The sequence below is a fragment of the Kribbella sp. NBC_01505 genome (assembly GCF_045040285.1).
In the GTDB taxonomy this organism is placed as follows: Bacteria; Actinomycetota; Actinomycetes; order Propionibacteriales; family Kribbellaceae; genus Kribbella.
Map to the genome: position 1 here is coordinate 4,291,404 of NZ_CP109425.1, position 14,463 is coordinate 4,305,866.

The 14,463-nt window shown below is 66.9% G+C and carries 13 protein-coding genes; 6 read left to right on the top strand and 7 right to left on the bottom strand.

Annotation, left to right across the window (positions count from 1 at the left end; genetic code table 11):
• Window positions 1-20 precede the first annotated feature (20 nt).
• The 3 genes from OG474_RS20365 to OG474_RS20375 are packed head-to-tail and all read right to left on the bottom strand — an operon-like array spanning window position 21 to window position 2,569.
• Entirely contained in the window at window positions 21-1,343 is a 1,323-nt protein-coding gene (locus tag OG474_RS20365; protein WP_405063918.1) for a protein kinase domain-containing protein, read from the bottom strand.
• 21 nt (window positions 1,344-1,364) lie between these two features.
• Window positions 1,365-1,952: a hypothetical protein gene (locus OG474_RS20370; protein WP_405063919.1), complete on the bottom strand. Its 588-nt coding sequence runs from the start codon at window positions 1,950-1,952 to the stop codon at window positions 1,365-1,367.
• Window positions 1,949-2,569, bottom strand: coding sequence for a hypothetical protein (locus tag OG474_RS20375; RefSeq protein ID WP_405063920.1), 621 nt, complete (start codon window positions 2,567-2,569; stop codon window positions 1,949-1,951). The genes OG474_RS20370 and OG474_RS20375 overlap by 4 nt, the downstream gene beginning before the upstream one ends.
• 156 nt (window positions 2,570-2,725) lie before the next feature.
• Between OG474_RS20375 and eccD the strand changes: the two genes are divergently transcribed.
• Together eccD and eccB are read left to right on the top strand one after the other, a co-directional pair.
• A complete protein-coding gene (gene eccD / locus OG474_RS20380) occupies window positions 2,726-4,108 on the top strand; it encodes a type VII secretion integral membrane protein EccD (RefSeq protein ID WP_405063921.1) in 1,383 nt (460 codons plus the stop codon).
• Between the two features lies 1 nt (window position 4,109).
• Window positions 4,110-5,534 (top strand): type VII secretion protein EccB, encoded by a 1,425-nt coding sequence (gene eccB, locus OG474_RS20385; RefSeq protein WP_405063922.1) that lies wholly within the window; start codon window positions 4,110-4,112, stop codon window positions 5,532-5,534.
• 67 nt (window positions 5,535-5,601) lie between these two features.
• Here the strand turns inward: eccB and OG474_RS20390 are convergent, their stop codons facing one another.
• From OG474_RS20390 to eccCa, 3 genes are read right to left on the bottom strand one after another with little or no spacing between them, the layout of a single operon-like run.
• Complete coding sequence (locus OG474_RS20390; protein WP_405063923.1) at window positions 5,602-7,077, bottom strand: hypothetical protein; 1,476 nt, start codon at window positions 7,075-7,077, stop codon at window positions 5,602-5,604.
• The gene (locus OG474_RS20395; protein WP_405063924.1) at window positions 7,077-7,424 is read right to left on the bottom strand and encodes a hypothetical protein; all 348 of its coding nucleotides are present in this window, start codon (window positions 7,422-7,424) and stop codon (window positions 7,077-7,079) included. Before OG474_RS20395 ends, OG474_RS20390 begins: the two co-directional genes overlap by 1 nt.
• A 44-nt stretch (window positions 7,425-7,468) precedes the next feature.
• Window positions 7,469-11,428 carry a type VII secretion protein EccCa gene (eccCa, locus tag OG474_RS20400; protein ID WP_405063925.1) on the bottom strand — a complete coding sequence of 1,320 codons (3,960 nt, stop codon included), beginning with the start codon at window positions 11,426-11,428 and terminating at the stop codon, window positions 7,469-7,471.
• Window positions 11,429-11,581: 153 nt separating this feature from the next.
• Between eccCa and OG474_RS20405 the strand changes: the two genes are divergently transcribed.
• Window positions 11,582-11,887, top strand: a complete 306-nt coding sequence (locus tag OG474_RS20405; RefSeq protein ID WP_405063926.1) for a hypothetical protein — start codon at window positions 11,582-11,584, stop codon at window positions 11,885-11,887.
• 42 nt (window positions 11,888-11,929) lie between these two features.
• Entirely contained in the window at window positions 11,930-12,229 is a 300-nt protein-coding gene (locus OG474_RS20410) for a hypothetical protein (protein ID WP_405063927.1), read from the top strand.
• A 66-nt stretch (window positions 12,230-12,295) separates the two neighbouring features.
• On the opposite strand, the gene mycP is transcribed toward OG474_RS20410, so the two are convergent.
• A complete protein-coding gene (mycP, locus tag OG474_RS20415; RefSeq protein ID WP_405063928.1) occupies window positions 12,296-13,615 on the bottom strand; it encodes a type VII secretion-associated serine protease mycosin in 1,320 nt (439 codons plus the stop codon).
• Between the two features lie 120 nt (window positions 13,616-13,735).
• On the opposite strand from mycP, the gene OG474_RS20420 reads away from it, so the two are divergent.
• The gene (locus tag OG474_RS20420; RefSeq protein ID WP_405063929.1) at window positions 13,736-14,125 is read left to right on the top strand and encodes a YbaB/EbfC family nucleoid-associated protein; all 390 of its coding nucleotides are present in this window, start codon (window positions 13,736-13,738) and stop codon (window positions 14,123-14,125) included.
• Window positions 14,122-14,460, top strand: coding sequence for a hypothetical protein (locus OG474_RS20425; RefSeq protein WP_405063930.1), 339 nt, complete (start codon window positions 14,122-14,124; stop codon window positions 14,458-14,460). Before OG474_RS20420 ends, OG474_RS20425 begins: the two co-directional genes overlap by 4 nt.
• Window positions 14,461-14,463: the final 3 nt, after the last annotated feature.

Genomic DNA, 14,463 nt, shown 5'->3' on the forward strand with positions numbered 1-14,463 from the left:
AGTGGTCCAGACAGCGTCCACTAGCTCTTGCAGGTGGCTCCGCGGATGCTGCGCGGGGTGCTGTAGAAGACCTCGCGGCCATCGGTGCCCTGGACCTCGAAGCAGTACTTCAATCCTGCACTGACCTGGACGGTCAGCGTGGTCCCCTTCCCGCGGTACGTCGATTTCGGGGCCTTCGCACCCTGCTCCGCCACGAACACGGCGTACTCGAGCGGCTTCGAGAACGACCACTTCAGCACCACCGTGGTGCCCTTGTCCTGCGGTGGCTCCAGCTGGATCAACGGCGTCTCGGTCGTCTGCACCTGCGAGGCCGGCGGTGCCACCGGCACGGTCGGTTGCCTTGTCGCCGGACTTTCGTTGCCCGGCCGCAGCAACATCGGCACCACCACGACCAGCGCGACCGCCGCCACGATCCCGATCAGCACCTCTTTACGCGGCAGCTTCCACTGCCGCCGTACCGGCTTGGGCTTCGCCGAGGCGGTTGCCAACGGCACACTCCGCCCCGCTGCCAGCTCGTCCCGGAAGTCGTCGAAATCCAGCTCGTCCGCCGCATCCGTCGTACCCCGGAGCATCGTCTCGAACTCGCGGACCACCGCCGCCGCATCCGGCCGCGTCCCGGCCTCCTTGGCCAGCATCCGCCGCAACAACGCCGTCAACGCCGGCGGCACATCCTGCCCCGACACCTCCGGCGCCGGCTCCCGCAACACCCGCAGTACGACGTCGTCCGGCGTCTCACCCGGCTTCGTCGGAAACGGTGACTGCCCGGTCAGCGCCAGATACAACACAGCGCCCAACCCGTAAACGTCAGCCTCTTCGGACAGCTCCCCGTCCCGCAGCACCTCCGGAGCCGTATACGCCGCCGCCGCGGTCAGATCCCGCGGAAACCGCAATCGCAAAGCCATCCCGAAATCCGCCAGCACAGGCTGCCCATCAGGCCGCTCCAGCACATTGCTAGGCGTCACCCCACCATGCACCAGCCCACCCTCATGAGCCTCCGCCAGCACAGATCCCAAGATCTGCCCCAGCACCACCACATCCCCGATCGGCAGCCCACGCCCAGCAGCCAGCTCCACCAGCGACTGCGGACAAAACTCCATCCGCACCCCGGTCCGCCCGTCCGGCAACTCCTCCACCGCATCAGCCAGCAACATCGACCCAGCCACCCGCAACCCGGCCAGCTTCGCCTGCTCAACCTCCACCGCATTAAAAGTCCGCCGATCCAGCCCCCGCGGATAAACCTTCACAATGCTCGGCGGCCCACTGTCGTGCGGCGGCATCAGAAAAACCCGCGCCACCGGCCCGGTAGCCCGCGGAATCAGCGAATCGGGAGCGATCTCAGCCATCAGAGTCATCCTCGCATCCCCTCAGCGCACCACGTCGAGATAGCCGCACCCGTGGGCGACCAGCGTCCGCAGGTCCTGGAAGACCCGATCGGCCGCGCTGCGTGGATCGTCACTCGAGGTGACTGTCGACCTGAGCTCGCAGTACGCCCACAGACTCGGCGTCGTAGCCGCCCACTGCCACAGCTCATAGCTGTCAGGATCGAGTACGGCGACCACTCCCGCCTCGGGGACGCCGATCCGATGATGGCCAGGCTGCTCCGCGGTGTCACCCAGGCCGATCATCAACGCTTCCAGGCGATACCCCCGCGCGACTCCTGCCACGTCCGGATCGGCGGGATCGATGGAGAACACCAATCCGCGGGCCTCGAGATCGTCCAGCAGGTCCGGTGGGAGGTCGATTGCGAGGCGGGTTGCCTCGGCGGTCATCCGCCGCCGGGTCCATGGCTCGGCTGTCGCCTCAGCGGGGCCGTGGGTCAGCATCCAGGCTCCGAACTCGACGTCGGTCAGGCGGTGCTGCTTCATGCCGACGCGGACGACGTGGTTGGGTGCGCCGATGGCCACGGGCAGCACACCGGTGTAATGGCCGACAGGGAAGATCACAGTGGTCATTCGGCCGTCCTCCGATCCAGGTACGCCGCTCGCACCCGCAACAGACCGTGCAACGAGCCGAGCACGCCGGCCAGGACAAGCTCGGGATCGAGCTCCTGCGGATCCGTGACCCCCTGGTGCCGGGCGACGTCCGCGGCGACTTCGCAGGCCTGCCACAACTCCGGGCTGAGATGTGCCCAGGTCCACAGGTCGTACAAAGGAGTGGACACCTGTGCCAGCGGCTGACCGAGCAAGCCGATCAAGAGCATTCCTACGTTGTCCGGGTCGGGTCCGAGCCCGAGCATCAGTGGAGCCAGCCGATGGCGACGTGCGAACGACAGCGCGCTTTCTTCGCCAGGCACGACCTCCGCCAGCAGACCGTCACCGAGGAAGCGCTCGATCGTCGCGCCGGTCTCCCGGTTGCCGATCCCGAAGCGTTCTCCTGCTGCCGTCAGCGACCGCTGGGTCAGCGGGTCGTTCTCGTCCAAACTGTGGGCCAGCAACCAGACGACGTACTCGGGACCTGTCAGCTCCATCACTTCCGTGCCCACCCGGACCTGCTGCAGCCGGACATCGGGCGCCGCCGATCGGGCACCGAGATCATGCCCGATCGGCAGGATCAAAGCTTCGTGCGGCACGGCTGACCTCCTCGTCGTCTCGTCCCCCACACCGTAGGAACCGATCCGTCGCCGATGCCCCGGGCGGCATGAACCTGCCGCAGCGCACGCGCCGCCGACACCCGCACCAAGACTGAGTCCAGTGCAGAGAACGGCGCGAGGATTGGGAGAACGCCGATGAACATCACCGGATTGGTCCGGGTCACAATTGATGCGCCAGGGCGTCGGCTCGACCTGGCGCTACCAGAGCAAGCCTCCGTCGCCGAGGTCCTTCCGGGCCTGCTTGTCAGAGCCGGCGAGGAACTGGCGGACGAAGGTGTGGCCGGCGGTGGCTGGGTCTTGCGCCGGGTGGACGGCACCGAGCTGGACCTGGGCCGATCGATCGGCGGGCACCGGATCCGCGACGGGGAGATCCTCTATCTGGTGCCCCGCGAGACCGATTGGCCAGAGCTCGAGTACGACGACCTCGTGGACGCGGTCGCCTCCGGTTCTCGACGGCTCGGCGCGGCGTGGAGCCCCTGGCACACCCGCGCCACCGGTCTGATCGCCGCGGCGATTGCGTTGCTGGCGGCCGGGTTCACGATCGTCAGGGCCGGAGACACCTGGGACCTGCCCGCCGTACGCCTCCTGCTGATCGCACTGTTGCTTACAGCAACTGGTGTGGTGTTGGCGCGCGTGGTCGGAGATTCCGGCGCTGGGGTGGTGATCGGCGGGTTCGCGCTACCGGCGGCCGCACTGGGCGGCGCCCTGCTGTTCGCAGGCGACGGTTCCTGGCCGGCCATCGGGGCGCCGCAGATCCTCGCCGGCGGGGCAGCCCTCCTGCTCGTCGCAGTGCTCTGCCTCGTCGGAGTCGTCGACGGTGCCGGGCTATTCGTGACGGCTGCCGCTTTGGGCATCGTCGGCATTCTGAGCGGCTGGATCGGTACGGCGGACTCGTTGGGCGGTGCGGATGTCGCCGCGATCACCGCTTCGGCGCTGGTTGCCGTGTCACCGCTGTTCGGCTCCATCGCGATCCGCCTCGGTCGAGTCCCGATGCCGATCCTGCCGCGAACGACGGCCGATCTGGTCCGCGACGATCCACAACCTCCACGCCGGCAGGTGTACGGCGCCGTCGTGCGAGCCGACGACCTGCTGACCGGGATGCTGACCGCCACTGCGATCGTCGTTTGTATCTGCGAGGTCCTTCTCGTGCGTAACGACACGAGGTCCACGACGATCCTGACGGCACTGATCGTCGCGGCCGCACTGATCCGGGCCCGCCTGTACCCGATCGTCAAGCAACGCATGACCTGGTTGCTGGCCGGCGCCGCCGGGCTCGTCGGTCTGCTGATCGGCGTGCTCGGTGCCGACCGGCCCGACCCCGTGCCGCTCGTCGTACCCATTACTTTGTTCTTCGCGACCGGAGCGATTGCCGCCGGTCTCCACTACAGCCATCGACCGCCCAACCCGTACTTCGGCCGCGCGGCGGAGATGCTCGAGATCATGGTGGTGCTGGCTTTGGTGCCGGTCGCCTGTGGAGTCCTTGGGCTCTACGGCCTCCTGCGTGGATGGGGCGGCTGAGATGGCAACGCGCAAGGACCAACTGCAATCACACCAGTTCCTCGGCCAGCGGATGGTCTCCGCTCTGGTCACCAGAGAGTCCGACCCCGAACAACCGCCGTTCCGCCGCCCCTTCGTCTCGGCGATCTGGAGCGTGGCCATCGCCTTCATCGCTCTTGCCGTCATGGGGGTGTACGGCCTGGTGGTTCCCGGCGGCAACAAAGCCTGGCAAGCCGGTGATGCGGTCATCGTCGAGAAGGAGACCGGTACCCGCTATGTCTACCTGAGCGGCCGTCTGCATCCCGTCGCCAACTACGCCTCCGCACTACTTGCCATCGGCAAGAAAGCGGAGACGCGCCGCGTCTCGCAACGTTCGCTCCGCGACGCTCCGCGTGGTCCGCGGATCGGCATCGTCGATGCGCCCGATGCACTCCCACCTGCCAAGCAACTGCTCCCTGGTGCCTGGAGCTTGTGCTCGGAACCGATGCTCGACGGAACCGGAGAACGAACCAGCGAGTCCGTACTTCTGGTTGGCGCGCAGCCGGTCAGCTCTCAGTCGCTCGGCGCGTCAGCGCTCCTCGTCAACGTGCTGGGCACCCGCGACCAGTACATGATCAACGACGGCTACCGCTACAAGCTCGACAGGGGAGTCGCGTTGCAGGCCGGCCTCGCCCTGGGCGGCGAAGGGTGGGCGACAGTCGGTAAGGCCTTCATCAACGGACTTCCCGAAGGCCAACCCGTTGCCCCGCTGGCGACTGCGGGCATCGGCAAGCCGTCCAGCGCCATCCCGAAACGCAAGACCAAGGTCGGCGAACTCTTCATGGTCGGCAGCGGCGGGGTCCGCCAGTACTACATGGCGACCCGGGACCGCCTGCTCCTGCTCACCGACCTCCAGTACTCCATCCAACTCACCTACGCTCCCTTGAAGAACGCCTACGCCGGAAAATCCCCGCACCCCTTCGAGCTCAATCCCACCTCGCTCGGACGCGTCGAGACGCCTCCCGACTCCGTCCCCGCCGGCACCGACGGCCGTCTCCCCGCAACCCGCCCCACCTTCGCCCGCCCCGCCGACGAAAGCACCATCTGCGCCGCCTACCGACCAGGCGCCACCGTCCCCACAATCCTCGTCGACGCGACCCTCCCACCCCGCGACCCAGCCATGGTCACCCCCAAACAAGGCCCCGAAGGCACCCTCCTGGCCGACCGCATAGTAGTCCCCGCCGGCTCCGCCGCGATCGCCGAATCAATGCCCTCCAGCCGAGCTCCGGCGGGAACCATCCTCATCATCACCGACATGGGTCGCGCCTACCCCCTTGCTGCGGCAGACCTCCTCAAACTCTTCGGCTACGAAGGGGTCCCCCCGGTCCGTCTCCCCGCCAACCTCATTGCCCGAATCCCTGAAAGCTCCGGCCTTGACCCCGCCACCGCTGTCCGTCCCACAGCCTGACGCCGAACCGAACAAAGATGCCCCCGGCCATTTCGGCCGGGGGCATCTTGCTGGTACTGGTCGTTTCTCAGCTCGCAGGCCGCGGAGGCTGGCGCTGTTCGGTCGCCAGAGGTTCGACTGTCGCGTCGACCTTCCACAGTTCCTCGTCGAGAATTTGCAGCGTCTCCGGGGCCTCGGCTTCGCGCTGCCGTCGCGTTGCTGCCTTGGCCGTCGGCATCGCGGCGAACGATGCCTTTTTCGTCGACCGCCCGCGCAAGCCATCCGGAACGCCCGGCGTCGGGCCTCCGCTGCGCTTGCGCTGACGCCCGTTCGGGCGGATGGCGCCATTGGTGGTCGACTTACCACCACCAACTCCACCGGCACCGCCGGCCATCGGCGGCATCATGGGTGGCGGCATCGAACTCGCAGCGCCGCCGGCGGCGGTCGCACTCGAGCCACCCAGTCCGTTCCCGAGTCCCGGTGCGAAGCCTGAACCCAGCGCACGATCCGGTGAGACCTTTGCTACCGGAGCGATCTGCCCGGTCTGCTCGATGCTCTTGAGACCGCCGACCTTGCCGACGGCACCTACTCCTGTGGTTCCAGGATTGCCGATCGCGAGGCCGCCGCCCACTGCGCCGCGGCCGATTCCGCCGATCGGAGCCACTGGCGTGACCGGAGGTATCGGGGTGATCGGTGTCATGGGAGTGATCGGTACCGGCTTGATCGGCGGCAGCGGTGTCACCGGCGTCACCGGCGTCACCGGCGTCACCGGTGGTGTCGTTATTGGCGGCATGCTCGACAGCTCCGGCCCTTCGCCTTCGGTCGGGCCTCCGGCCGTGTCACCGGGCGCGCTACCCGGGTCGGCACCGGGGTCGGCGCCAGGCTGATCGCCTGGAGCTGTTCCGGGATCTGTCGGCGCCGTACCTGGTGCAGTACTCGTCGGCGCCCCAGCCGGACCGGCACCCAACGGCACGGTGTTCGGTCCATTGGCTGCATCACTCTTCGCCCCGACCCATCGCAGCCCTGCTGCGACCGCGCTCAGGTTTCCACCCATCGTCCCGTAGTTGCTGCTCAATTGGTCCATGTTGCGCCCGATGGCAACCAATTGCTGCTTCGCCGCGGCCATTTCGCTCACCGTCCACGAGCCTAAATGGCCATTCAGCTTCGCCAGGTCAGCGATGATTGTCGTCACCGCTGTGTTGAGCTCGGTGACGCCCGCGTCGATCGCATCGACCTGGAGGGCAGTCACGCTCGCATCGAGTGAATCACTGCTCGGGATGCTGGCCTCGCGATACACGACGGCCTCCGGGGTGTCTCCCCAGTCGTTCGCCAGGCCGTTGGTGCGTGCGCGGAAGCCGATGGCGACCGCCTTCAGGCTGTTCTGGTATTCCCGCCAGGCTGTCACCTCGTTCCTGAGGGTGGTGATCGTCTTTGGTTCCTCCGCCATCTCACCTACGAACTTGATGATCAGCGCGGGGATCTGCTCGTAGTTCTCGGGAGTTGCCTGGGCCACGGCTTCGTAGTTGCTGCCGCCCCCCGCATCCGGAGTTGCGCTGTTCACCATCAGCCGTTCACCTGCGCTGCGCCTTCAGTGGCGGTCTGGAAGGTCTTGCCGATCATCGTGGCTGTGACGTGGTCACGCGTCTCGATGTACAGAGTTCCGAAGGCTTGGGTGCTGGTGGCCCAGACGCCGACGCCGGTTGCCATCGTCTCGGTTGCCGTCGCCCCGGTCTGTCGGGCGGTCTGCGCCAAACCGACCACGACAGAGGCACCGACCAACTTGCCGCTGGCCCCTGTCTCTTGCTTGCTCAGCGTCGCGCCTGCCGTCTTGAGGTCGGTCTGGAGCTTGCTCAGATCCGAGGCGGCCGGATAGAACAGGGTGACGTCGGTGACGTCTTCTTTTTCTGCCATCATCTGCCTTTCTGTGTTGACGGTTCCCGGCGGCCTCAGGGCCGTCAGGCTTGGGGTGGCATGGCCAGTTGGATGAGCTTGGCCGTGCCTTGGCGGCCGATCAGGTGGCCGCGGCCTGGTGGTAGCTGCTGGGGGCGCAGGCCGCCGAGCAGGGGGCCTTCCTCACGGGCGCCGGACAGCAGGATTCCCGGTGAGGCGATGTCTCGCATCCGGCCGATCACCGGCTCGAACAGGCCGCGGCCGGCGCCGCCGGTGCGGCGGGCAACGATGACGCGAAGGCCGATGTCGGCGGCCTGGGGGATGAACGGCATGAGCGGCATCAGTGGATGCCCTTCCACGGTCGCCACCAGGTCGTAGTCGTCGATCAGGACGAACAACTCCGGTCCCGTCCACCAGGACCTCTCACTGAGCTGTTGTGCGGTGACATCTGAGCCGGGGAGGCGCTCCGTCAAGGCTTGGCAGACCTCGGCGATCAGATTCTGGGTGACCTGGTGGTTCGTCCCGTAGCCGAGCAGATGAGGCCCCTCGATGCCGCTGAGCAGGCTCCTCCGGTGGTCGACGACCACCAGTCGTGCCTCCTCCGGGGTATAGACCTCCTGTACGCGTTTGGCCACAGTCCGCAGGAACCCGCTCTTTCCCGTGCCGGTGTCACCCAGGAGGATGAAGCAGGGGTCTTCGGCGAAGGACAGCCGGACAGGAGACAGGTCCCGCTCGGCCACGCCGATGGCGAGTCCGCGGTCCTTGTCGCTCTCACCGTCGAGTTCCGCAGACGGCACCTCGCCCGGCAGCAGAAGTACCGGCGGCGCGCCGGCACCTGTCCACGCCGCAGCGATCTGGTCGACAAGCCGCGAGATTCCCTCGGATGTGCCGTCGATCGCGTCGTTGCTGAGCTGTGGGCGCGCCGTCAGAAACTGGTGCCTGCTGGGGAGGATGCCGCGCCCCGGTGAGTTCTCGGGGACGAGGACGGCGGCCTTCCGGTCGAGGAACGAGTCGATCGGGTCTCCGATCCGCAGTTCGAGCTTGGTCACGCACAAATCGCGGACGTTGGTGCGTACCTCGAACCACCGAGCGGCGCTGATCATCAGGTGCACGCCGTAGGCGAGACCGCGCACCGCGATGTCGGCGAGCATCTGTTCCAGATCGTCGAAGTCGTTGCGGATGGTTCCCCATCCGTCGACCACCAGGAACACATCGCCGTACGGCGACGGCGGCACCGTGCCCGCCCGACGCCGGGCCCGATAGGTCGCCATGCTGTCGATTCCGAGCCGAGCGAACTCCCGTTCGCGGTTCACGATCAGATTCGCCATCTCGGCCACGGTCCGGCGGACGGCGTTTGCGTCCTGCCGTCCTGCAACACCGCCGACATGAGGCAGTCCACGCACCGCGGAGAGCACACCACCGCCGAAGTCGAGGCAGTAGAACTGCACCTCCTCGGGGGTGTGGGTGAGAGCCAGGGAGACGATCATCGAGGTGAGTGCTGTGCTCTTGCCACTGTGCGGACCGCCGGTGATGGCGAGGTGCCCACCACCCGCGGAAAGATCAAGTGCCAACGGGTCGCGTCGCTGCTCGACCGGCCGGTCGACCACGCCTGCGACGGCGGTCAGGCGACCGGCCCAGCTCGCATCGGCGGTCAGACCGCGCGCAGCGTCGACCGAGACGCCGCCGAGTACTTCGTCGAGGCAGGGCGATTCCTTGAGCGGCGGCAGCCAGATCTGGTGAGCCGAGTCGCCGCGGCCCTTCATACGTTCGACCAGGATGTCGAGCAGTGTCTCCCCGATACCGGGATCGAACGCGTCGTCGGCCGGAGTTCGCTCAGGCGTGGTTTCCGGCTCCGCGACCGGGGCGACGTACCCGCCGACGAACTCGTGCAGGATCGGCGACTGATCGGTCGCCGTGGAGACCTGCCCGGGGAGTTGGCGCCGATGGACTCCGGACACATAGGCGGCGCGGAAGCGGTCCATCTGCTCGGTACCGACCTTGAGGAATCCGTGGCCGGGTGCCCTGGGCAGTAAGAAGGCGTCGTTGACGCCGAGGACCGTTCGGCTGTCCATGTCCGAGAATGTCCGCAGACCGATCCGGTACGACAGGTGTGCATCCAGACCACGCAGTCTGCCCTCGTCGAGGCGCTGGCTGGCGAGCAGTAGGTGGACGCCGAGCGAGCGGCCGACCCGGCCGATCTGGACGAACATGTCGATGAAGTCCGGCCGGTCACTGAGCAGTTCGCTGAACTCGTCACACACCACCACAAGGGTCGGTACCTCGGCCAGCGGCGCACCCGCCATCCGTGCCTTCTCGTAGTCGCGCAGCGAAGCGAAGTTGCCGGCATCCCGGAGCAATTCCTGGCGACGGATGAGCTCTCCGTTGATGGCATCGGTCATCCGGTCGACCAGGTCGAGCTCGTCGGCGAGGTTGGTGATCACCGCGCTGGTGTGGGGCAGCTTGTCCAGGGTCGCGAACGTCGCGCCGCCTTTGTAGTCGATCAGCGCGAAGTTCAACGACCGTGGTGGGTGCGTGATGGCTAACGCCAGCACGAGTGTGCGCAGGAGTTCGCTCTTGCCTGATCCGGTCGCGCCGATCAGTAGACCGTGCGGTCCCATGCCCTCCAGCGCGGACTCCTTCAGATCCAACTCGACCGGTGAGCCGTCGGGCTGCAGGCCGTAGCGCACTCGCAGGCGATCCCGGTTGGGGCGCTGCACCCAGGTTTCGTCCGGATCGAAGTCATACGGATCCCCGAGCTCCAGCAGCTCTCCGAGTCCGAGATCAGCGGTCAAGGACTGATCCCCGTGCACACCTGCAGTCAGACGAAGCGGCGCGAGTTGGCGAGCAAGGCCTGTTGCGGCGGTGACCGAGAGGCTGTCGGCTTGCCCCAATTCGTTCTCACTGTCCAGCGTCGCGCTGCTCAGCGTGCCGTCCGAAGCGATGTCGAGAACGACGGAACTCGCATCGAGTGAACGTGGCGGCGCAGTGGCCAGGTCCAGAACGCTGACTCCGTCCAGACCCCGGTCCGCGAGCAGATGGTCCGATCCGCCGGTGTCCCCACCGGCGATGACGACCACCACGTGCGGCCCACCGGAAGAGTGCGCCGATTCGGGGTCGAACCGTGGGCGGCCGGCGAGGAGGTCGTCGAGCATCGCCTCGACGGCTGTGATCGACGGGCCGATCAGCCGAACGGGCCCCAGTGCATCCGTGCGTTCCGGGTGCGTTGCGTGGGGCAACCATTTGACCCATTCCCAGTCCGGAGCCCGTGACGGATCGACGACCACCGCGATCCGAAGGTTGTCGGGGGCATGCAATGTCACCAGTTGACCGATCATCGCGCGGACGAGCGCATCCACCCGTTCGGTGTCTCCGGTGCAGTAGATGCGCGAGAAGCCGGTGATGGCGATCGCCAACGGCAAGTTCGGGACTGTCGCGTACGTGGTGACGAATCGCCGCAACGCCATTGCAGACAGCGGTTCCAGGCGTTCCAAGGGTTGCGTGTCCGGAGGGACGATCGCGATCGCCGGTACTTGCGGACCGACGGCGATCCTGGTCACCCCGAAGTCTGCGTCGTCGCGTCGCCGTTCCCAGAGCCGGTGGCTCGCGGCAAGTGTCCACAGCGTGTCCGGCGCGGGATGGACATAGAGCAATGCCTCGCGCTGCTTCTCCAGCGACCGGGTGAGCCGAGTGCGTTGCTGTGCAAGCTCTCTGAGGTAACGTCGCCGGGCCTGCCCCATCTCCGCTTTGCCGCCACCGGAGCGACCCCAGAGACCGGCAACGATCATGCCGAGCATCGCGACGCCGAAGAGGCCGTAGACGGCGTACCGCAGGCCCCCACCCATGCTGCCGCTGAACATCAGCATCATCGCGCCCATCATCGCGACCATCGGGAGCATCATCAGCAGTTGTGCCCATTGCCGGCCGCCGGGTTCGGGGACCTCAGGCGGTGCCGCGAGCAGCAGTTCACCGCCGGGAATCTCCGGACCAGACCGCCGGTCGGGCCGACGTACCACCATCGTCGCCATCTGCATTCATCCTTCCTTGCCGCGTGAGCCGATCGTCGCCCGTCAGGACCGTGCTGCTCGCGGTGTGGCAGGAACGTGCCGCAGCGGCGACTCGGTCGGTGCCGCGCTCTTAGCGTGAGTGGCGTAGGACACCAACAAGGAAAGGAGACTCGGATGTCTGCACCGTGGGTCCAAGCCTTTGGCGACGAGGTCTATCGCCAGGCGGGCGTCAAGGCCGGGATGGTGAAGGAGGAGCTGACGAACGTCTATCAGCAGGAACTCCGGACCCAAGAGGCCATCCCGAGCGCCACACGCGGGAGCATCATGACGGCCGGCGTCAATCGCAGTCAGTTCCTCAGCGACATGAGCCGGCCCAACCTCCAGTACCTCCAGGGCCAGGAGGACTTCGGCTACCTGGCCGGAAACACCTTCATGGATGCGGTGGCGACGCCTGCCGCACGGCTCGGCGCAACAGCCTGACGTCCAGGCTGCGACACGGCATCGAAGAGAAAGGACGAGACGATGAACGACGAGCTCTACATGAACTACCCGGAGGTCGAGCGATGGCACGCGGAGACGACGGGACAGTTCACGCACAAGGGCGACACCAGCACCCAGCATGTGCATGACTATGCTGCGATGGACGGTGTCTGGTCGAGTTACGAGCAACAGACGGCGTTGGGTCAGGTGATGTCCACCGACCGTGACATCCAGGACAACGTCATGGCTCAGCAGCAGTACGCTAACGATATCCAGTACAGCAATGAGTACGTTCAGGAGTCGCAGAACCGCGTGTACCAGGCGGCACTGGCGCTTCGCTGATCTGCTGTCTCACACCACGGATGCCCGGCCAGATCTCTGGCCGGGCATCTCGTCGATGTGGGTCAGTCAGTCGGACTTGCCGAAAAGGTGCTCGGGCAACGGTTCGTCCGCGGCCGGTCCGGTCGAAGGCTGCGTTGTGGTGCGGACGGCGGACCAGCGCCGTCGACGCCCGACCGTCACGATCAAGCCCAGGACAGCCATGGAGATGGCCGACGCCATGGCCAGGACGGTAAGTCTCCGGGCCTGCTCCGAGCTGTTGTGCCACCAGGCCTGCTGGGCAAGGAATCGCGGATCCTCCGGCCGATGGGCGGCGGCGGGAACGGCCGTCTCGACGGCTGCCATGCCTTCGGTCACCGCTCGATATGGGTCGACGATCCCGGCGCCGTACTCAAGACTTCCGGATCCTCCTCGAGCCGGCGTCGCGGTCGCTTTGAGCCGCTGGATCACTTCGGCAGCAGACATCTTTGGCCAGGCTGCGCGGACCAGAGCTGCCGAGGCCGCGACGAACGGGGCGGAGAAGCTGGTTCCGTCCACATACATGTGCCCGGCTTGCCGGGTCGGTGCCAGAATGCCTGCCCCGGGTGCGACGAGGCCCACGTACGTACCCTCCTGGGAACCGCTGACTCGGCTGCCGGAGATGTCGATCCCGCCGACGCCAAGGACTCCTGGGTACGACGCCGGGTACGACGGGCGCGCGGTCTCCTGCGCGGATTGCCGATTGCCGACTGCGGCGACGATGACCACGTCCTTGCTCACGGCGTACGCGATGGCCTGCCGGACAGGTTTCTGATCGCGGCTGCCGGCCAAGGACAGGTTGATCACCTTGGCGCCCTGATCGACGGCGTAGACAATGCCTCGGGCAAGTACACCAGGGTCTATCGGATGGCTGCTCTCACCGTCCGACGTCTCCCGGTCGGTCACGCGGACCGGGAGGATCGTCGCGTCTGGTGCGATTCCGTGGAAGCCGATACCCGATGCGGGGTCGGCGGCGATGATTCCGGCCACTGCGGTTCCATGGGAGATGCAGTCATAGTTGCCCGGGAGATGACCCTCCAGAAACCAGTCTCTGCCGGCCTTGACCTTGCCGGGGCGCCGGAGTTGTGGGTGATCGGCATCGACGCCTGAGTCGATGACCGCCACGGTGACGCCGGCGCCTCTCGTCTGTGGCCAGACGCGCTCGGCTCCGAGTAAGTCCTGTGCCCAAGGCAACTGTCTGACGACCGGATGGGCGGGGTCCGGGTCGTTGCAGGCCCGGGGTGGTGGACCCGCTGCGGCCATCGGTGAGCAGAGCAGCGGGCCGAGGGCGACAGCGGTGCAGGCGGCCGCAAGTCGCAGGCCGAGATGCCGGTCCCGGCGGTGAGTTCGCGATGTCTTGTCGGTGTCCACGGTTCGATGATTTCGGCCTGATGCCCGACGCTCGCCGGCCTGGCAGGAAGAGGTCAGGCGCCCTTCCTGCCGTTCGTCGGCCTGATGCTTGAGGGGCACGACAACAGATGGAGGGCAGCGATGGATCCGCGAACACAGCCAGTTGGAACCCGCCTGGCGGACATCGAGCAGCTGGAGCGCGCTGCGCTGCGCGCACAGCGAGCAGCACAGGAAGCCAGTGGCACGGCGGATGCCGGCGCCGATTTGATCACGGCAACGGTGACCGGCGAGGGGCGGCTGGAAGCGCTCTACCTCGATGCCCGGGTCTATCGTGAATATTCCCCGGAGCAGTTGGCGGACGAGATTGTCGACGCCGCTACCCGGGCGTGGAACCAGGCCCGGGAGAACGCGGTCGAGGCCTACGGCAAGGCATGGCCCGACGGACCGGGTCTCGTCGACGGTGATCCGGCGTTCGGGCCGGTGCTCGGCGTACTGGGCAGCAAATCCGGTCGTGATCGGGGCAGCCGATGAACGCGGCCCCCGGTGGTGGCGATCTGACCCACATGAAGTTCGGCCCGACCAGTGACGTTGTCAACGGCGTACAGCTCGAGATCGACGGCTGGACGACGGCCTGGACAGGACTGTCCGCGGCGATTCGGGCTGAGGAGCGCGCGGTCCAAACGGGGTTCGACGACATCAGCGTGGCATTTCGGGAGAAGTACAACGCGGCCGAGCCGGAGCTCACCCAGCGAGCCGGTGACGTCGGTGCCAAGGTGAACGAGGCGCTGGCTGTCGCGCGCGCCGGGTTGGCGACGTACCAGGCCACCTACGGCGTCGCGACCGCCAAACTCCAACCCCCGGGATGACCT